Source organism: Luteibacter sp. SVR4-7G, assembly GCF_056755555.1.
The window spans coordinates 1-17,956 of the sequence record NZ_JBPGXO010000032.1; the positions used below are offsets into that span (position 1 = coordinate 1).

Consider the following 17,956-nt stretch of genomic DNA (forward strand, 5'->3'; position numbering starts at 1 on the left):
TTCAGGTGAAAGCGGTAGGTGAACTCGCTTCGCGCGGGAATGCCGTCGAAGCTGAGGCCCGGCACGCCGTCCTGGTCAGTCGGTACGATCAGCCCGTGCCAGTGGACGGAGGTGGCCGTGTCGAGCATGTTCCGCACATGCACGCTGACGGACTCGCCTTCCTTCCAGCGCAGCGTCGGCCCGGGAACGCCACCGTTCACCGCCACCGCCTTGCGTGCCCTGCCAGTGAAATCCACCGCCGCCTCGGACACGCGCAGTTCCACGGCCGCCGTGCCGAGATCCTGCACGCGCGGCATCGAGGCCGTTGCGGCGGCGGCACGTCCCAGGCCCAGGCCCGTGCCGATACCGGCGATCACCAGCCCTTGCACGAAGCGTCGGCGAGGCAGGTGCACGGGACGATCGTCGATGTCGCTCATGCGGGAAGGGGAAAGCTGCGGTTCCGGAACCGTCAGGTTAACCAGCCACGCTTGCGCACGACAACTCTGGACGAGGCTTCATGCGGTGCCCAGGGTGGTCAGCGGTAGGCGACGTTGACGGTGATGCTCGTATTCGCGGAACCCGGGGCGAGCGGCTTCCCGGTGCTGCGATAACGCGCGCGGAATCCGTAACTGCGCCCTGCGCGCGACGCGGGAAGGACCAGCGGCACACGGCTGTTCGGTATGGCCTGCTTGTCCGGTTGATCGCTACGCACCTCGACCGCGACCCCCTTCGCGGCATCGCTGCCGTTGAGCCTGAACAGCGTCGGGTCGGCTTCGTCGGCGGAACCGGCGAAGGTCAGGAGCATCTGGGTGGCGTGGCTGCAGCCGGTGGAAACCAGCTGCTGCGTGGCCCAGTGGCTGTGGCCCTCGGCAGCGAGGATGCCGCCGTCGACCTTGCCGATGGTGAACACGACACTCTTTGTAAGGAAGGCACAGGTGGGACGCTGCGGCTCGACGCGGGCGTCGGCGAGATCGAGCCACACCATCGGCCGGCCATCGTATCCCGCGCTGGCAAGCCTTCCCGGCGTGACGGCACCGCCGTTGGCGATGGGCCCCGTCTTGATCAGCTCGACGGAGAAATGGGCGTTCGACATACCGATGTCGAGCATCTGGATCGGCCAGATGGGGCTGCTGTAGCTGTCGGAAAACGGCAGGAGGTACGAGCCCCCTTTGTAGTTGAACCGGATACGCAGCCCGATGCCCGCGATGTTCGTGCCATAGATGCCTCCGCCAAGCGGCGCGCCGGCGAACTGATGGAGATAGAAGGTGCGCGTGTACTTCTTGCAGAAGTGGTAGCTGGTGGACGACCAGCCGGGCGTGGTCCGGCTGGCGATGACCGTGCCCGGCGCCGCCTCCGGCGAGACCCTGACGATGCCGAAGGACACCCTCTGCGGCGCGCCTTGCACGGACGGCAGCTTGCACGGGCCGAATGCGAAGGAGAGAGAAGGCGCAAGAAGCAGGAGAACGAAGGCGGCGGACTGTGTCGATGGGCGTGAGAACATGTCGTGCATCCTGCTGACGGTTAGGCAAGAGTCACGCGCCCTCCCCCATCAAACCATACGACCAGTCTGAAAGTGCGATGACAGCATCGCCCGACATTGCACGGCGCGTTCACCCTTCCTCGCCAACCATCGGCCTATGAGCCTGCAGGACTACCGCCGCAAGCGAAACTTCGCCAAGACACGCGAGCCGGCGCCGGACGACTCCGCTGCGGGCGGCGGTCGCGCGATCTTCGTGGTCCAGTTGCACCATGCGTCCCGGCGCCACTTCGACTTCCGCTTGCAGGTGGGCGACGTGCTGCGCAGCTGGGCGGTCCCGAAAGGGCCCAGCTACGACCCGAAGGTGAAGCGGCTCGCCGTGGAGGTCGAGGACCACCCCGTGTCCTACGCCAGCTTCGAGGGAGAGATCGAGGAAGGTTATGGCAAGGGCCACGTGGACCTGTTCGACCGCGGTGTCTGGGCGACGCGCGGCGACCCCGAAGCGCAGATCCGCAAGGGCCACCTCGAATTCGAATTGTTCGGCAAGCGCCTGAAAGGCCGCTGGCACCTCGTGCGCGGGGCGAAGAAGGAGCGCCAGCCGGCCTGGTTCCTCATCAAGGCAGAGGACGCCTATGCCGGGGACGTGGAGGCGGACGACCTGCTCGACGCCAAGATGCGCGAGAGCACCCGCCGGGCCGCGACGACGCCGAGCCTGCGGGCCGCGGCCAAGAAGTCCACCTCGCGGAAGAAGGCGCCTCCGAAGACACGGCGCGTGCCGGTCGCCACCCTCACGAAGGCGGCGGCGGCCCTGAAGGGTGCCCGCAAGATGAAGCCGGACAATGCCTTTTTCGCTCCCCAGCTGGCTAGGCTGCGCGAAACGCCGCCGCAGGGCGACGACTGGGTGCACGAAGTGAAATGGGACGGTTACCGGATCCTCACCGGTATCGCCGGCGGCGAGGTGCTCCTGTGGTCGCGCAACGCGCTGCCCTGGAACGGGCGGGCGCCGGAGATTGCCCAGGCCGTAGAGGCGCTGGGGCTCGACAGCGCACGGCTCGACGGCGAACTCATCGCCCTCGACGCCCAGGGCCGCAGCGACTTCAACGCCCTGCAGCGCACGCTCTCGGGCGAGGCGCAGGCGCCGCTGGTCTACATGCTCTTCGACATCCCGTACCTGCAGGGTTACGACCTGTCGCGCACCGCGCTGGTCGAGCGCAAGGCTCTGCTAGAGCGCCTCCTCGCCCATGCGCCCCCGCATCTTTCCTACAGCTCGCACAACGTCGGCCACGGCGACGACGTCTTCGCCATGGCGATGGAGCAGAAGCTGGAGGGCATCATTTCGAAGCGGGCCGACGGCGCCTATCACAGCGGCCGCGGCGACGACTGGCAGAAAATCAAGCGGCTCGAGAGCGACGAGTTCGCCGTGGTCGGCTATACGCCGGCCAAGGGCTCGCGCCTGTCCTTCGGCTCCCTGCTCCTGGCGAAGCCTGACCGGGATGGCGGCTGGACCTATGTGGGCCGCGTGGGCACGGGATTCACCGACGAGATGCTGCGCGAACTCGGCAAGAGCCTGACCAAGGGCGGCAGCAAGAAGCCGACGGTACGCATCGAGGCGGTGGACCCCATGCTGCGTGGCGCGCTCTGGGTACCGCCGACGGTGGTTGCCGAGGTTTATTACCGTGGCATCGGGAACAAGGACCTCCTGCGGCAGCCGAGCCTGAAAACCCTCCGCGTCGACAAGTCCCCGGACGACCTGCGCGACTCCGACCGGCGCGCGCCTGCGTCCACGAAGAAGGCAGCGGCCAAAACCGGGAAGGCCAAGTCCGCGAAGGCCAAGTCCGGGCCGGCCAGCGCCGAGGCCGTCGTCATCACCCACCCCGATCGCGTGGTCTTTCCGGACGACGGCATCACCAAGCAGGAGGTGGTGGACTACTACCGTGCCGTCATGCCCTGGATGCTGCCTGCGATCGCCGACCGGCCCACGTCGACCATCCGCTGCCCCGGCGGCATCGGCGCACAGTGTTTTTTCCAGAAGCACGTCATGGCCGGCCTCGAACACGTCGGCACCGCGAAGCTCAAGGAAGAAACCGGTGCGCAGGCGGTTTACCTGTATCCGCGCGACGAGGCTGGCCTGATCGAGCTGGTGCAGTTCGGCGCGGTGGAATTCCATCCCTGGGGCTCACACGTGGACGCGCCCGATATCGCCGACCGCGTCGTCTTCGACCTCGATCCCGGCGAAGACGTGGAATGGCCACGCGTGGTCGCCGCCGCACGCATGGTGCGCGGCCTGCTGGACGAACTGGGACTCGTGTCCTTCCTGCGCACCACCGGCGGCAAGGGCCTCCACGTGGTCGTCCCGCTGAATCCCGGGGCCGACTGGGACACGGTGAAATCCTTCGCGCGCGGCTTCGCCGAAGCCATGGCGGCCATGCATCCGCTGGAATTCGTATCCACCGCCACCAAGCGCTTCCGCCGCGGGAAAATCTACGTGGACTACCTGCGCAACGGCCGCGGCGCCACGGCCGTCGCCTCCTACTCGCTCCGCTCGCGGCCGGGCGCCCCGGTGGCGGTGCCCCTGCGCTGGGAGGAACTCGGGAAGATCAAATCCGGCAACGCATTCGACCTTCGCAGCGTGCCCAAGCGTCTGGCCCGTCTGAAAAAAGACCCCTGGGAAGGCATCGACTCGGTGAAGCAGGACCTGGCATCGGTAAACGAGAAGCTGCAAGGCCGATAGCCTTGTAGACTGCACGCATGCTTGCATCCCTGCCTGTCTTCCTGCGCGTTCCGCTCGTCTGTGTCCTCCTCCTGGTCAGCACCGTGTTCCACGTGCTGCCCCTGCTGGCGCTGACCCTGCTGCGTCTGCTGCTACCGATCGCACATGCGCAGCGCGTCATCGGCGCGGCGCTCGTGCGGATCGCCGAAAGCTGGCTGAGCATCAACGGATGGCTGTTCGGGGTATTCACGCGCACGCGCTGGCATGTGGAAGGGATCGACGGGCTCGACCTGCATCGAAACTACCTCGTCGTATGCAACCACCAGAGCTGGGTCGACATTCCCGCCCTGCAGAAAGTGTTCAACCGGCGCATCCCCTTCATGCGCTTCTTCCTGAAGAGCGAACTCATCTGGGTCCCCTTGCTCGGGCCCGCATGGTGGGCGCTAGACTTTCCCTTCATGAAGCGGCACTCGCGGCAGGAACTGGAGGCGAAGCCCGAACTGCGCGGGAAGGACCGCGAAGCGACGCGGCGTGCCTGCGAGAAATTCCGCCACCTGCCCGTGTCGGTCATGAATTTCACCGAAGGCACGCGATTCACCCAGGCCAAGCACGACGCGCAGAAGTCGCCGTACACGCATCTGCTGAAGCCCAAGGCGGGCGGCATGGCTTTCGTCATCGATGCCATGGGCGAAGCGATCGGCGACATGCTCGACGTGACCATCGTGTACCCGGACGGGCCGGTGACGACGATGGACATGCTGGCGGGGCGCATCCGCGACATCCGCATCCACGTACGGCGGCTCCCGATCCTGCCGTCGCTGCGCGGCGATTACGAGAACGATCCGGCGTTCCGCGAGCGCTTCCAGGGCTGGGTGAACGCGCTCTGGGCGGAGAAGGACGCACGCATCGCAACGATGTCGTCCCTGTAGGAGCGCGCCTTGCGCGCGACGCCTTTGGGGCCGTGGGCAGCAGGGCCTGTTGCGCTTCGCGAGAAGATGTCGCGCGCAGGCGCGCTCCTACGAGGGCGCCGTGCCTTTATCGGCCGGCTTCTTCGGAGAGCTTTTGAGCGAGGCGTTGGCGGCCGGCTTCCGCGTAGGTCTTGCAGGTCTTGCCCTCGGCCTGGTCCGGGTGCGGCGCGATGAGGATGTCGCAGGGAAGCGCCGCCACGCGGTCGAAGGTCTTGCGGAATTCGGCGACGAAATCAGGGTGGTCGCTATAGCGATAGCTGCCGGCGGAATAGGCGGTGAGGCTGTCGACGTAAGCGATGGACTTGCACGTCTTGCCCTCGCAGGACTCCCACGTCCATGCCGTGCCGCCGGCCGTATGCCCGGGCGTGATGTGCGCAGTCAGGGCCAACGGGCCGACGCGCACCACCGTACCGTCGGCGACGTCACCCACGGCGTTCACCTTCGGAAAGAGATGCACGTCACCGTGCTGCGGATCGCTGGCATCGTCTCCGCCGAGGCGCAGCTCTCTGGCGCCGGCAGCCGTCGCACGCACCGTGGCGCCCGTGTCTTTCGCAAGCCCCGCGATGCCACCCGCATGGTCGAAATGCGCATGCGAATTGAGAATGATCTTAACGTCCTCGAGCCGGAAGCCGAGCTTGCGGATGTTCGCCTCGATCAGCGGCACGTTCTCCTCGAGCGGAGCGTCGATCAGTATGTGGCCCTGCGGCGAAGTGATCAGGATCGAGGAAACGCCCTTGCTGCCGACGTAATACGTGTTGCCGAAGATGGCATGCGGCTGCGTGGGCTGCGTCCAGGATGCGGTATCGATGGCGAAGGCGGGGAGGGCGGTGCAGGCAAAGAGGGCAAGCAGGGTGCGGCGCATGGGGTTTCTCCTTGAACGGCCGCCGAGGATAACGGTGGATCCGGGGCGGTCAGGAGCCCTGCTTATGGCGGATCGGGGGCAAGGCTCGCCGCTTGCGGGCTCGCCAGAACAGGAACCCCGTCACCAGCAGGAACATCGGCAGCGTGCCCGTGATGCAGGCCACGATACGCCAGGCCATCCCGCCTACCGCCGCCGAGTGGATCGGGAACAGCGCATTCGCGAGCCGCCCGCCGGGACCGAGCTTCGTCGCATCGTCGCCGCCGAGGACGGTCGCCGTGGCAGGGTCCATCCATAACGAGCTGCGCCCGGCGAGGTTCCATTCGCCAGGACGGCGGATGCGCAGCACGAGCGTCCCGTTGTCCTTCGAGGGCAGGGTAAGGCGCGTGAGTTCGGCCTCCGGCGCGGCAGCCTGTGCGGCGGCGAGTACCGCGGGCCAGTCGATCGCCGCCTGCGAGGGCGCCGTCTTCGGGGCGCGCGCCGGCGGCGGTTCCCCGAAGGCGGAGGCGAGGCCGCTGCGCACCGCGCCGCGATACGCCATGGTGGTGCCGGTACCGATCATCACGATCAGCAGGGGCAGGGCCAGCACGCCCACGAAGCGGTGCAGGCTCGCCCAGCGCAGCACGGGTGGATTCGCATGCGGCTTCAGGTGCTTCAGCGCGCGGCGGCGTCCGGGCCAATACAGCCACACGCCCGAGAGCAGCATGAACAGTCCCGCACACGCGACCACGCCCAGCACGGTTTCGCCGACCGGTCCCGACAACAGGTGCGTATGCCAGTCGAGCAGCGTCAGCAGCCCGTCGCGTGACTTGCTCCGGTGCAACAGGAGTTCGCCGGTACTGGCATCGAAGTAGCTGCGGTCGCCCCCGCGTTCCGACGCCTCCCACACGGGCAGTTCGGCGTCGGGGAACGAGAAGCCTCTTGCCTTCCCGCCCCCGGGTGAAGCGAGGATCCGCTGCAGCGACCGCCCCTGCGTGGCGAGGTCCGGCAAGGGCCGGGCGACGAGTTCGGGATGCCCCGCCTGCAACAGCGGCTGCTCCCACAGCAGCACGCTGCCGGCCAGCGTCACGAGCGCCAGCAACAGGCCCAGGCTGAGGCCCAGCCACAGATGCAACGTCTTCAGCGCATGGCGAACACGGCGTGGCTGCGGCGTCATCTCAGAAGTCCACCGAGGCCTGGACGAAATACGTGCGCGGCATGCCGACATAGATGCCGTCGTTGTTGTCGGTCGAACGGGTGAAGTAGCGCTTGTCGGCCAGGTTCTTCACGCCCACGCCGAGGCGCAGGTTCGACACCGAGGGGCCGAAGGCGTACTCGGCACGCGCGTTCCACGTGGTCCAGCCCGGGATATTGCCGAGATCGCCCTCGGGCGACGGTTCGGTGACGTACTCCGTGGGATGCGCCGGATCGAAGCTCGGCGAGCCTGGCGAGTGCTGCCGCGACTGCGCGAAGGCGTCGAGGTTGAAGGTCCATTGCGCGATGCCGTAGCGCAGGCCGAGGTTGGCCGTGCGCCGCGAATAGAACGGCAGGTCGCGGCCTTCGAACGAGCCGTGCTTGTAGAAGGCGTGGGTATACGTCGCCGTGCCCCAGAGGGTGAGGCCGCGCAGCGCGTCGCTGAATTCGCCGAGGTCGACGTGCGCGGCGGATTCGATGCCCTTGTGCGTCGTGGCGCCGAGGCTGGTCCAGCCCTCGTATGAATCCGGCACGTTCGGCAGCTTGCCCACGAGCTGCAGTTCGTGGTCGAAGTTGATCCGGAACAGCGTGACCTCGCCGCCCCAGGCCTTCGTGTCGTAGCGCGTGCCGATCTCGTAGGTGCGCGCGGTCTCGGGCTCCAGGCCGGCGGCGAACTGGTTGTTCGAATCCTTCTGGCCGATCTGGAAGTACTGCAGCGAGCCGAACGAGGTTTCCGCGTTGGCGTAGACCCGGAGCGCATCCGTCACGCGGTAGACCACATTGAGCGAGGGCAGCGGCTTCGAATAATCCTTCTGCCGCTCCGTCGGACCCTTCACCACCACCGTGGCGCCAGGATGCGCCTGCCATTCGCTGTCGATCCGCTCGTAGCGGATACCGGGCGTGATGGTCCAGTTGCCGGCATTGATGGTGTCGTCGATATAGAACGCGTGCGCCTCGTTGCTGCCCGTGTTGTCGCCGGAGAGCACGTAGGGCCCGCCATATGGAAAGCTGTCGTACGGCGTGTACGGGAGATCCGAGACGTACTTGTTGTTGCGCAGCGTACGCTCGTGCATCGCTTCCTTCGTGTAGCGATAACCCACGCCGATCTCATGCGTTACCTGGCCCCAGTCGAAGAGCTGCGAATAACGCGGCTCGATCGCGAACACGTGGTAGTTGCGCGGGTATGCGATGAGCTGGTGGGCATAGCTGCCGTTCGGGTTCTCCGTGATCGTCTCGATGTGGCTGCCGCGGAAACTGTCGGAGTAATACGACTGCACCTCGAAGCTGCGGCGATCGTCCACGTGGCTGTACTTCAGCACGTAATCGGTTCGCCGACCGTGGAAGTCGTCGAAGGGACGGCGCGACTGGAACGGGTCGGCGTCGTAGTCGGCCTGGTTGAGGCCGCCGGGCATGCCGGCCTGCCCGTCGTAATGGTGAATGCTGCCGGTCAGGGTGTCCTCGGCCGTGAAGGCGTACTTCGCCTTGAGCATCACGTCGTCGATGCTCTCGTTGTCCTCGCGCTCGCGGAAGCCCGGTCCGTGCAGGCCGTTGTAGAGCAGCGCGACGCCCAGGCCGTTGCTCGCGGTCCCGCCGACGAAGGCGTTCGTGTTCGTGCGGATGCCGCCGTTTCCGGAACCCTGGAACTGTACCCCGGCGCTGCCGCCGAAGGCCTGCGGGATCTCGCGGGTCACGAAATTGATGATGCCGCCGACGTTCTGCGGCCCGTAGCGTACGGAACCGCCACCGCGAACCACGTCCACCGCTTCGACGTTGCCCAGCCCGACCGGTGCCATGGATACCTGCGGCTGGCCGTACGGCGCGACGGCGATCGGCACGCCATCGAGGAGGATGGTGGAGCGCGGCGAGAGGCGCGAGGTGAGGCCGCGCACGCCGACGTTCAGCGAGACGTCGCTGCCGCCCGTGCCGTTGCTTTCCTGTACTTGCACGCCCGGGATCCGGCGCAGCGCGTCGCGCAGGTTCACCGCCCCGGCCTCGCGCAGTTCCTCGCGGCGCACGACGGTGCGGGCGCCGGGATGGTCGGCCACGTTACCGAGCGCGGCGTCGCCCAGCCAGTCGCCGACCACTTTCACCCCTTCCAGCTCCGCGGCAGCGGGCGGCGGGGCCTCCTGGCTCATGGCGGGGCGCACGGAAACGGCGCCGGCAACGGCCAGGGCGAGGACGGTGGGACGGAAACGCATGGATGGCGGCCTTCGTTCGCGCAAAGACCGCCATCGTAAGTGCGAATGATTATCAGATCAAATACATCTTTGCTCAGCTCGGCCAGTGGTTGTGCAGGATGCACTGGACGAAGTCGGTCCGCTGGAAGCCCGGCTCCTTATACGCCATGACGTCGGCCTTGACGTTGCCGAAGGTGGTTTCGGGCTTGTTGCGGATGCCGTTGTAGAAGGCGTTCACGATGTCCTGCTTGAAGGCCGGCCCGCGCGGATGGATTTCGGCCACCTTCTCGCGGTCCGCGGTGTCCACGTTCTCGAAGCCCAAGCCAAGGACGTCCATCTCGACGCCCGCGGTCAGCAGGGCGATTTCCGGCTTCATATAGGGCGGAACGCCCGGCGTGGTATGCAAGGCGATCGCGGTCCACACCGTCTCGATGTCCAGTTCAGACACGCCCTTGGTGCGCAGGAACTCGCGTGCGGTGTTCGCGCCGTCCACCTCGAAGCGCTTGTCCTTGCTCGAATAAACGGGCGTGAGTCCCATGTCGTGGAACATGGCGGCAGCGTAGAGCAGCTCGGGATCGTACTTGAGCGCCTTCGCCTCGCCGGTCAGCGCGGCGAAGAAATAGACGCGGCGGGAGTGGTGGTAAAGCAGATCGGTTTCGGTATCGCGGACCAGTTCGGTGATTTCGCGCGCGAGGGCGCTGTCCGGCACGACGATGCCCGCGACGTTTTCGATGGTGTGCATGGCGGTGGACCTGATGGAGGAGGGGTAGGGGTATTAAAGACCCGCTGGGCTCCGTCTTGATTTGACGCGAAATAGCAATTTCTGCCATATTGCGCGCCATGCGGACACCGCCCCTCATCATCGCCATCCTCGCGCCGCCCGGGGTCCAGATGCTGGACGTGTCCGGGCCTGCCGACGTCTTCGCCGAGGCCAACCGGCAGACGGGCCGGGAGGTCTACCAGGTCGTGACGGTGGGTGCCGCGCCGCTGTCCGTCAGCGCTTCGTCGGGCATGCGCTTCCTGCCCGACACCAGCATCCATGACGACCTCGAGCGCCTGGATACCTTGCTGGTGGCGGGGTCACCCGATATTGCGACCGCGGCGGTCGACCTGAGCGTCGTGGCCTGGATGCAGCGTCACGCGGGCCGTGCGCGGCGCTATGGCTCGATCTGCAGCGGCGCCCTGCTGTTCGCCCGCACCGGCCTGCTCGACGGGCGCCGCGTCACCACCCATTGGAAGGTCGCGCAACGGCTGGCCGGGCTGCATCCCTCCCTGACCGTCGAAGCGGATGCTTTCGTCGTCCGCGACGGCCCGGTGTGCACCGCGGCCGGCGTGACCGCCGGCATGGACCTCGCCATTGCCCTCGTCGAGGAGGACCTGGGGCGGGACGTCGCCATGGCCGTGGCCGCCGAGCTGGTGGTGTTCTTCCGTCGTCCCGGCGGGCAGATGCAGTTCAGCCGCCAGGGCGAAGCCGCGCCCGCCGGGCGCGTTGCCCTCCAGGAATTGCAGCGTTACGTGGCGGCGCACCCGGGCGAGGACCATTCGGTGGCGTCGATGGCCGAGCGGGTAGGCATGAGCGCCCGCCACTTTGCCCGCATCTTCCGCCACGACGTCGGCATGACACCGGCGGACTTCGTGGAGGCCATGCGGGTGGAAGCGGCTCGCCGCCTGCTCGAGGACGGGCACGAGACGCCGAAGCGGGTGGCCTCGCGGCTCGGCTACGCAGACGCGAACGGCCTGCGTCGTGCATTCATGCGCCGGGTGGGCGTCACCCCGGCCGAATACCGCAAGCGACACGCACACGCCCGCGCCTGAGTTCCGCCCGTTCACACCCGGTCGACCGGCCCAGGGAAACCATGCGGATGGAACCCGCCGAAGGAGCCGCGATGAAAACCCGCCGCGTCTACAGCACGCCCGATCTGCCCCAGGCCCGCCAGGCGCTGGCGGCCGCCCGCAAGGCGGGTGTGGCCGACGAAGACCTCTCGTTGATCGCCAAACACGAGATCGAACTGGAAGCCATCCCGGAAAGCCGCAAGGACGAGCACACCGACTTCATGCCGGCCGCCGTGCGCGGGGTCGCCCAAGGCGGCGCCACCGGCCTGCTCGCCGGCCTGGTCGCCGTCATGATCCCGCCCCTGGGCATCACCGTCGCCGGAGCCCTGGGCGTCACGGCTGCCGCGGCGGTGATGGGAGGGTGGGTCGGGGCCCTGACCGGCTCCGCGGCGCCGGACCCTGTCCGGCAGAAATTCGAGGGAGAAATCGAGGCCGGCCGCATCCTGGTCGTCGTTGACGGCGAGGGCGAGACGGGGCTGCGTGCAGATGCGGCCATCCTGGCCACGGGGGCCATTGCGCTTCCGTTCGAGCAGCCGACGGCCCTCAGCTGATCTTCAAAGCTCGATGATGCCCCGGCGGAGAGCGATGGCCACGGCGTGGGTGCGGTCCTTGGCCTGGAGCTTCGACAGGATGCTCTTCATATGCGCCTTCACCGTTTCCTCGGCGATACCGAGCGCGTTGGCGACGTCGCGATTGGCCTCGCCGCGGGCCACATGAGTCAGCACCTGGGTTTCGCGCGGCGTGAGTTCGTCGTCGTCGGCATGGACGGCTATCTGCTGCGCGATCTCTTCCGGTATGCGTTTCTTGCCCTGCATGATCTGCTGGATCGTCGCCAGCATGTCCCTGCGCAGCTCGCTCTTCAGCAGGTAGCCCTGCGCGCCGGCACGGAACGCGCGCAAGGCCTGCACGTCGCCGCGATAGGTGGTGAGCACCAGGATCCGCGCGTCGGGAAACTCCGAGCGGATGGCTTCGATCGCCGCAATGCCACCCATGCCCGGCATTTGCAGGTCCATCAGGGTAAGGTCGGGCAGGTGCTCGCGGTAACGCTCGATCGCCTCCTCGCCGGTGCTTGCTTCTGCAACCAATTGGAGCCCGTCGTGCCCTTCGATGACCGCGGCGATGCCTTCTCGCAGCAGGGGGTGGTCGTCGACGGTCAGGATACGGATGGACGGCATGGTCGCTGGACGGGAAACTCGGAACGGCGAGTATCGCGCAAAGATTCCACGGGCCGCTTGTACACACCCTCCACTCCACTCTTGCGAGCATCGCGACCATGGCGACGAAACACGTTCGAAGCAACGACCGGGCGACAGGGGAGATCCGCACCGGCATGGGCGGGTGGGTTTTCCCGCCCTGGCGCGGCGTCTTCTATCCGGAAGGCCTGGTGCAGAAGCGCGAACTCGAGTATGCGAGCCAGAAGGTCGGCGCGATCGAGATCAACGGTACCTACTACCGCGCGCCGGATGCGTCCACGTATGAAAAGTGGGCGGCGCAGACGCCGGAAGGCTTCATCTTTTCGGTGAAGGCGCCCCGTCTCATCGTGCAGGCGCGCTCGCTTGCCGGCACCGGCCCGCGCGTGCGCAGCTTCCTCGACGGGGCAGCTGCCCTCGGCGCGCGGCTGGGCCCGCTGCTTTGGCAGTTCATGCCCACGCGCAAGTTCGATCCGGACGATGTGGCCGCCTTTCTCGATCTCCTGCCCGAAAAGCACGGCGGCGTGGCGCTGCGCCACGCGGTGGAAGTGCGCCACGAGAGCTTCATGGACGAGCGCTGGCTGGAGCTCGCCAGCGAGCGCGGCGTCGCGACCGTATTCACCGATTCGCCGAAGTATCCCTCGCTGGCCGATCTCACCGGACCCTTCGTCTACGCGCGGCTGATGCGCAGCGTGTCCCCGGAAATCCATGGCTACCCGGCGGCGGAGCTGAAGAAATGGGCTGCGCGCGCGAAAACGTGGGCGGAAGGCGGCGACCCCGCCGAGCTGCCGCACACCGGTGCGGTCCAGCGCGCGGGGCCGCCGAAAGACGTGTTCATCTACTTCATCTCCGCGGCGAAGGAACGAAACCCGGCCGCCGCGGTCGCGCTTGCCAAGCTCGTCGGCAACGCATAATTACCCTTCTTCCCGACCGGACGATCCATGGACCGCCTCATCCAGAATTACCTGATCGATCTCTTCGCCGACAACAGCGTCGCCCTCGAACCCGACGAGGACTGGCTGCTCACCGAAGGCGAGGATTTCCCTGCCATTCGCGGCATCTGGCACGAAGGCAAGGACGGCGGCATGGGCCGCCTCGACATCGATATCGTGCTCGACGAAGAGCGCACCATCGAGGAAAGCTTCGGCGGCATCGGCGCAGGCAAGGAAGGATGCCGCGACGCGCTCGACAGTTTCGCGCGTAACGATTTCCACGTGGTGCTGGCGGCGTGCTGGCACGTCGTGAACGGCCGCAAGCTTGCGGAACGTGATATCACCGCGGGCGGACAGCGCTTCACCGCTTATATCGGCCACTTCACGCTGCGCGGCGAAAAGGATGCGCCGATGGAAATTCCCGAGGACGGCCTGTCGGCACTCGAGGCAGCCATCGCCACCGCCCCGCTCACCGCCGACGTGCACTGGATCCGTGTGTTCTACGGCAACGTGGGCAATGGCAAGACCCAGGTCGAAGTATTACTCGACAACGAGCCCTGGGCGGCAGGACACAAGGCCATCGCCTCGGTGGACTGGCCCCAGCACGAGCGCTACTACAGCCTGCGCAATTTCATTGCGCTGGTTCCCTCGGACTGAATACCGCGGGCCGCACCACCCCGGTTGCCCACTGTAGGAGCGCGCCTCGCGCGCGACATCTTTTCGCGCCGGTCCCTAAGCTCACGCGCCAGCTCGCAGGCACAGCCTCAAAACATGTCGCGCGCAGGCGCGCTCCTACAGGGTGTCGGGCCAGTCTTCGGGCGTCATGATCGCGAAGAGGCCATCGCGCAGCGTACGGCGGCCGAGCCGCAGCACTTCGGCGTCGCGCGAGAACAGCACAGATGCTCCGGAGGCCGCGGCGAGGTCCAGGAACTTCTGATCGTCGCGGTCGCGGCAGCGCGGCGGTCTTACCGCCGGCTCCGCCGTCGGCAGCACGGCGACCAGTGCGTCGAACCGCGCTGTCGCCACCGCGCGGCGCGCATCGTCCAGCTTCAGCAGCGGATAGCCCAGCACCGCCAGCCACTCGTCGCGACAGTCCTCCCGCGTCACCGCCTGCACGGCGCCTGATTCCAGCGCCGCGACGAGTGCCTCGGCGCGCGGGTCGCCGAAGACGAACGCGTCCAGGCACACGTTGGTGTCGAGGACGACCCGCACTGGATCAGGCGGCCAGCTTCGCGTGCTGTTCGGCCACGATGCTGTACGAGCGCTTGCGCGCCTCGTGGTCGAAGATCTGCGCGGTGATGATGAGTTCGTCCGCACCGGTACGCTCGATGAAGGCGGCAAGTCCGCTGCGTACCGTGTCCGGCGAACCGACGACTGCGCACGACAGCGCATGGTCCACCTGCGCCTTCTCCATCGGCGTCCACACGCCGTCCATCGAATTCACCGGCGGCGGCAGTTGGCCCGGCGCGCCGCGGCGCAGGTTCCAGAACGCCTGCTGCTGCGAAGTGAACAGGCGGCGAGCTTCTTCGTCCGACTCCGCGGCGACGACGTTGATGCCGAGCATCGCGTACGGCTTTGCCAGCACATCGGAAGGCCGGAACATCGTGCGGTAGACCTCGAGCGCCTTCATCATCAGGTCGGGCGCGAAATGCGACGCGAAGGCGAAAGGCAGGCCTAGTTCCGCGGCGAGGCGCGCGCTGAACAGGCTCGAGCCGAGCAGCCAGATCGGCACGTTCGTATCCATGCCCGGCACGGCGCGGACGGTCTGCCCGGGCTGCTGGGGCCCCAGGAAGAACTGCAGTTCCTGCACGTCGTCGGGGAAACGGTCGTCGCTGGGCCCGAGCGCGCGGCGCAAGGCGCGGGCGGTGCCCTGGTCGGTTCCCGGCGCGCGGCCCAGGCCGAGGTCGATGCGGCCGGGATACAACGAAGCGAGCGTGCCGAACTGTTCCGCGATCACCAGCGGCGCATGGTTGGGCAGCATGATGCCGCCGGAGCCGACGCGGATCGTCTTCGTCGCCTCGGCGATGTAACCGATCACGATGGACGTGGCCGCGCTGGCGATGCCGGTCATGTTGTGGTGCTCGGCCAGCCAGTAGCGGTGGAAGCCCAGCGCCTCGGCGTGGATCGCGAGGTCGCGCGAGTTGCGCAAGGCGTCGCCGGGCGTGGCGCCGCGGACGACGGGGGACAGGTCGAGCACCGAGAAAGGGATCATCGCGGAATACCTTTGGGGAATCCGTCCCACATGGGACCGGTGCCTGGGGGAAACAATCCGTTCCGGCGAACGATGCTCCACGGCCGGACAAGAGGAGGAAAATACACCCATCAACTCACCCAGTCCGGTAATCCCGGGGGAGCACCACATGATCGACGTCCGACGTTTCGACAGCCTGGGCGGTGCCAACCACGGTTGGCTCGATGCCAAGCACCACTTCTCGTTCGCCTCGTACCACGACCCCAAGCGCATGGGTTGGGGCGCGCTGCGGGTGTGGAACGACGACACCATCGCCGCCGGTACCGGCTTCCCGCCGCACCCGCATTCCGACATGGAAATCATCACCTACGTTCGCGAAGGCGCGATCACCCATGAGGACAGCCTTGGCAACAAGGGCCGCACCGAAGCGGGCGACGTGCAGGTGATGAGCGCGGGGACGGGCATCCGCCACGCGGAGTACAACGCGGAGCCGGAGGCGACCCGGATCTTCCAGATCTGGATCATTCCCGACGGCGAACGGAAGGCTCCTGCCTGGGGCACCCGTCCGTTCCCGAAGGGTGAACGCTCGGGTCGCTTCGTGACCCTCGCCAGCGGCATCGCCGGCGACGAGGATGCCCTGCCGATCCGTACCGATGCCCGCGTGCTCGGTGCGAGCGTGAAGGCCGGCGAGACGGTGGAGTACACGCTCGCCCCGGGACGCTACGCGTACATGGTGCCCGCCGCGGGTTCCGTGGAAGTGAACGGCGTTACCCTGAACAAGGGCGACGGCGCCGCGATCCGCGATGAGACCGTACTGCGCGTCACTGCGAGCGCCGACGCGGAACTGGTACTCGTCGACACGGCCGCCTGATGGTCCAGCGGTACGCGGGGGTATGCTGTGGGTCATGACGACCCACGGCACACCTCATCTCGATAACCCGATCCTCGACACCGACAGCTACAAAGCCAGTCACTGGCTGCAATACCCGCCGCGCACGGACGCCACGTTCTTCTACGTGGAGTCGCGCGGCGGCAGCTACGAAAGCACGGTGTTCTTCGGCCTCCAGGCCATCCTGAAGTCGCGCCTCGGACATCCCGTCACCCACGCCCACGTGGACGAGGCGCGCGATTTCTTCGCCGGGCACGGCGAACCCTTCAACGAGGAAGGCTGGCGCCACATCGTCGATGCGCACGCCGGCCGCCTGCCGGTACGCGTGCGGGCCGTTCCCGAAGGCAGCGTGGTGCCCACCCACCAGGCCTTGCTCACCATCGAGTCCACCGATCCGAAGGCGTACTGGCTGCCGTCCTATCTCGAGACCCTCCTGCTTCGCCTCTGGTATCCGGTGACGGTGTCCACGATCAGCTGGCAGGTACGGCGCACGATCCTCCAGTACCTCGAGCGCAGCTCTGACGACCCCGCTGGCCAGATTGCCTTCAAATTGCACGACTTCGGCGCACGCGGCGTGTCCAGCGCGGAATCCGCCGGGCTGGGCGGCATGGCGCACCTGGTCAATTTCATGGGCACCGACACGGTTTCCGGCGTGCTCGCGGCGCGCGCCTACTACGGCGAGCCCATGGCGGGCTTTTCCATTCCCGCGGCCGAACACAGCACGATCACCAGCTGGGGCCGCGAGCACGAGGTCGATGCCTATCGCAACATGCTGAAGCGCTTCGCGCGGCCCGGTTCGCTGGTCGCCGTGGTGTCGGACAGTTACGACATCTTCCACGCCATCTCGGAGCACTGGGGGAAGACGCTGCGCGAGGAAGTGATCGCTTCGGGCGCCACCGTCGTCGTGCGGCCCGACTCGGGCGATCCGGTCGAGGTCGTGCACCGCTGCGTGAGCCTGCTCGACGAAGCCTTCGGCAGTACGATCAATGCCAGGGGCTATCGCGTGCTGAACCATGTCCGGGTCATCCAAGGCGACGGCGTCAATCCGGAAAGTATCCGCGCGATCCTCGAGCGCATCACGTGTGCAGGCTATTCGGCGGACAACCTCGCCTTCGGCATGGGCGGCGCGCTGCTGCAGAAGCTCACGCGCGACACGCAGAAGTTCGCATTGAAGTGCTCTGCCGCGCGCGTCGACGGGCAGTGGCGGGATGTGTGGAAGGATCCGGTCACGGACCAGGGCAAGATGTCCAAGCGCGGGCGCATGACCTTGTTGCGCCATCGTGAGTACGGCAGCTATCGCACCGTGCCGCTGCCGGACGATGCCATCTCCCTTCCCGCCGAAGCGATCGAGCCCGGCTGGGAGGAAGCCATGGTTACCGTGTGGGAGGACGGCGAGCTGAAGCGGGACTGGTCGTTCGCGGACGTGCGCGAGCGTGCTGCTGCCGGACGCTGAAGGAATACCTCATTCCTGCAAGGGCCGGAACGTCGTCGCGGTGCAGGCAGGGATCCAGTGACTGCTTCGTCGGGCGTCAAGTCGCTGGGTTCCTGCCTGCGCAGGAACGACGGGGGTGTGAGTCG

Annotated in this window: 17 protein-coding genes; 8 read left to right on the forward strand and 9 right to left on the reverse strand. The window is 67.0% G+C overall.

Translation table 11 applies throughout. The annotated features are described in order from the left end of the window. A partial coding sequence (locus tag ACR9ZH_RS12835; RefSeq protein WP_481291143.1) for a multicopper oxidase domain-containing protein occupies positions 1-416 on the reverse strand: 416 nt, incomplete at its 3' end. 98 nt (positions 417-514) lie between these two features. Further along, positions 515-1,480, reverse strand: coding sequence for a fimbrial protein (locus ACR9ZH_RS12840; RefSeq protein ID WP_481291144.1), 966 nt, complete (start codon positions 1,478-1,480; stop codon positions 515-517). Positions 1,481-1,616: 136 nt separating this feature from the next. Between ACR9ZH_RS12840 and ligD the strand changes: the two genes are divergently transcribed. Further along, entirely contained in the window at positions 1,617-4,187 is a 2,571-nt protein-coding gene (gene ligD, locus ACR9ZH_RS12845) for a DNA ligase D (RefSeq protein ID WP_481291145.1), read from the forward strand. A 17-nt stretch (positions 4,188-4,204) separates the two neighbouring features. After that, positions 4,205-5,095, forward strand: a complete 891-nt coding sequence (locus ACR9ZH_RS12850; RefSeq protein WP_481291146.1) for an acyltransferase — start codon at positions 4,205-4,207, stop codon at positions 5,093-5,095. A 106-nt stretch (positions 5,096-5,201) separates the two neighbouring features. Here the strand turns inward: ACR9ZH_RS12850 and bla are convergent, their stop codons facing one another. The 4 genes from bla to ACR9ZH_RS12870 form a co-directional block, all read right to left on the reverse strand. Next, complete coding sequence (bla, locus tag ACR9ZH_RS12855) at positions 5,202-5,996, reverse strand: subclass B3 metallo-beta-lactamase (RefSeq protein ID WP_481291147.1); 795 nt, start codon at positions 5,994-5,996, stop codon at positions 5,202-5,204. A 49-nt stretch (positions 5,997-6,045) separates the two neighbouring features. Continuing rightward, positions 6,046-7,149, reverse strand: a complete 1,104-nt coding sequence (locus ACR9ZH_RS12860) for a PepSY-associated TM helix domain-containing protein (RefSeq protein ID WP_481291148.1) — start codon at positions 7,147-7,149, stop codon at positions 6,046-6,048. A 1-nt stretch (position 7,150) separates the two neighbouring features. Next, a complete protein-coding gene (locus tag ACR9ZH_RS12865) occupies positions 7,151-9,364 on the reverse strand; it encodes a TonB-dependent receptor family protein (protein ID WP_481291149.1) in 2,214 nt (737 codons plus the stop codon). A gap of 73 nt (positions 9,365-9,437) precedes the next feature. Continuing rightward, positions 9,438-10,085 carry an HD domain-containing protein gene (locus tag ACR9ZH_RS12870; protein ID WP_481291150.1) on the reverse strand — a complete coding sequence of 216 codons (648 nt, stop codon included), beginning with the start codon at positions 10,083-10,085 and terminating at the stop codon, positions 9,438-9,440. Positions 10,086-10,183: 98 nt separating this feature from the next. Here ACR9ZH_RS12870 and ACR9ZH_RS12875 point away from each other — a divergent pair, with 98 nt between their 5' ends. Both ACR9ZH_RS12875 and ACR9ZH_RS12880 read left to right on the forward strand, forming a co-directional pair. After that, positions 10,184-11,158: a GlxA family transcriptional regulator gene (locus tag ACR9ZH_RS12875; RefSeq protein ID WP_481291151.1), complete on the forward strand. Its 975-nt coding sequence runs from the start codon at positions 10,184-10,186 to the stop codon at positions 11,156-11,158. A 71-nt stretch (positions 11,159-11,229) separates the two neighbouring features. Further along, positions 11,230-11,727 carry a hypothetical protein gene (locus ACR9ZH_RS12880; RefSeq protein WP_481291177.1) on the forward strand — a complete coding sequence of 166 codons (498 nt, stop codon included), beginning with the start codon at positions 11,230-11,232 and terminating at the stop codon, positions 11,725-11,727. Between the two features lie 3 nt (positions 11,728-11,730). Here ACR9ZH_RS12880 and ACR9ZH_RS12885 read toward each other — a convergent pair whose 3' ends face one another. Beyond that, the gene (locus ACR9ZH_RS12885) at positions 11,731-12,351 is read right to left on the reverse strand and encodes a response regulator (protein ID WP_481291152.1); all 621 of its coding nucleotides are present in this window, start codon (positions 12,349-12,351) and stop codon (positions 11,731-11,733) included. A gap of 98 nt (positions 12,352-12,449) precedes the next feature. On the opposite strand from ACR9ZH_RS12885, the gene ACR9ZH_RS12890 reads away from it, so the two are divergent. Both ACR9ZH_RS12890 and ACR9ZH_RS12895 read left to right on the forward strand, forming a co-directional pair. Then, complete coding sequence (locus ACR9ZH_RS12890) at positions 12,450-13,280, forward strand: DUF72 domain-containing protein (protein ID WP_481291153.1); 831 nt, start codon at positions 12,450-12,452, stop codon at positions 13,278-13,280. Positions 13,281-13,307: 27 nt separating this feature from the next. After that, on the forward strand, positions 13,308-13,955 hold the full coding sequence (locus ACR9ZH_RS12895) for a DUF6348 family protein (RefSeq protein ID WP_481291154.1): 648 nt from the start codon (positions 13,308-13,310) through the stop codon (positions 13,953-13,955). 135 nt (positions 13,956-14,090) lie between these two features. On the opposite strand, the gene ACR9ZH_RS12900 is transcribed toward ACR9ZH_RS12895, so the two are convergent. Next, entirely contained in the window at positions 14,091-14,510 is a 420-nt protein-coding gene (locus ACR9ZH_RS12900) for a putative toxin-antitoxin system toxin component, PIN family (protein ID WP_481291155.1), read from the reverse strand. 4 nt (positions 14,511-14,514) lie between these two features. Then, the gene (locus tag ACR9ZH_RS12905; protein ID WP_481291156.1) at positions 14,515-15,510 is read right to left on the reverse strand and encodes an LLM class flavin-dependent oxidoreductase; all 996 of its coding nucleotides are present in this window, start codon (positions 15,508-15,510) and stop codon (positions 14,515-14,517) included. Between the two features lie 148 nt (positions 15,511-15,658). Here ACR9ZH_RS12905 and ACR9ZH_RS12910 point away from each other — a divergent pair, with 148 nt between their 5' ends. Together ACR9ZH_RS12910 and ACR9ZH_RS12915 are read left to right on the forward strand one after the other, a co-directional pair. Then, a complete protein-coding gene (locus ACR9ZH_RS12910) occupies positions 15,659-16,360 on the forward strand; it encodes a pirin family protein (protein ID WP_481291157.1) in 702 nt (233 codons plus the stop codon). A gap of 34 nt (positions 16,361-16,394) precedes the next feature. Continuing rightward, a complete protein-coding gene (locus ACR9ZH_RS12915; RefSeq protein ID WP_481291158.1) occupies positions 16,395-17,831 on the forward strand; it encodes a nicotinate phosphoribosyltransferase in 1,437 nt (478 codons plus the stop codon). Positions 17,832-17,956: the final 125 nt, after the last annotated feature.

Coding starts and splice junctions, on each gene's coding strand:
- ACR9ZH_RS12880 (WP_481291177.1), top strand. CDS start 11,230: ATGAAAACCCGCCGCGTCTACAGCACGCCCGATCTGCCCCAGGCCCGC.
- ACR9ZH_RS12865 (WP_481291149.1), bottom strand. CDS start 9,364: ATGCGTTTCCGTCCCACCGTCCTCGCCCTGGCCGTTGCCGGCGCCGTT.
- ACR9ZH_RS12895 (WP_481291154.1), top strand. CDS start 13,308: ATGGACCGCCTCATCCAGAATTACCTGATCGATCTCTTCGCCGACAAC.
- ACR9ZH_RS12840 (WP_481291144.1), bottom strand. CDS start 1,480: ATGTTCTCACGCCCATCGACACAGTCCGCCGCCTTCGTTCTCCTGCTT.
- ACR9ZH_RS12870 (WP_481291150.1), bottom strand. CDS start 10,085: ATGCACACCATCGAAAACGTCGCGGGCATCGTCGTGCCGGACAGCGCC.
- ACR9ZH_RS12910 (WP_481291157.1), top strand. CDS start 15,659: ATGATCGACGTCCGACGTTTCGACAGCCTGGGCGGTGCCAACCACGGT.
- ACR9ZH_RS12860 (WP_481291148.1), bottom strand. CDS start 7,149: ATGACGCCGCAGCCACGCCGTGTTCGCCATGCGCTGAAGACGTTGCAT.
- ACR9ZH_RS12890 (WP_481291153.1), top strand. CDS start 12,450: ATGGCGACGAAACACGTTCGAAGCAACGACCGGGCGACAGGGGAGATC.
- ACR9ZH_RS12905 (WP_481291156.1), bottom strand. CDS start 15,510: ATGATCCCTTTCTCGGTGCTCGACCTGTCCCCCGTCGTCCGCGGCGCC.
- bla (WP_481291147.1), bottom strand. CDS start 5,996: ATGCGCCGCACCCTGCTTGCCCTCTTTGCCTGCACCGCCCTCCCCGCC.
- ACR9ZH_RS12875 (WP_481291151.1), top strand. CDS start 10,184: ATGCGGACACCGCCCCTCATCATCGCCATCCTCGCGCCGCCCGGGGTC.
- ACR9ZH_RS12915 (WP_481291158.1), top strand. CDS start 16,395: ATGACGACCCACGGCACACCTCATCTCGATAACCCGATCCTCGACACC.
- ACR9ZH_RS12850 (WP_481291146.1), top strand. CDS start 4,205: ATGCTTGCATCCCTGCCTGTCTTCCTGCGCGTTCCGCTCGTCTGTGTC.
- ligD (WP_481291145.1), top strand. CDS start 1,617: ATGAGCCTGCAGGACTACCGCCGCAAGCGAAACTTCGCCAAGACACGC.
- ACR9ZH_RS12885 (WP_481291152.1), bottom strand. CDS start 12,351: ATGCCGTCCATCCGTATCCTGACCGTCGACGACCACCCCCTGCTGCGA.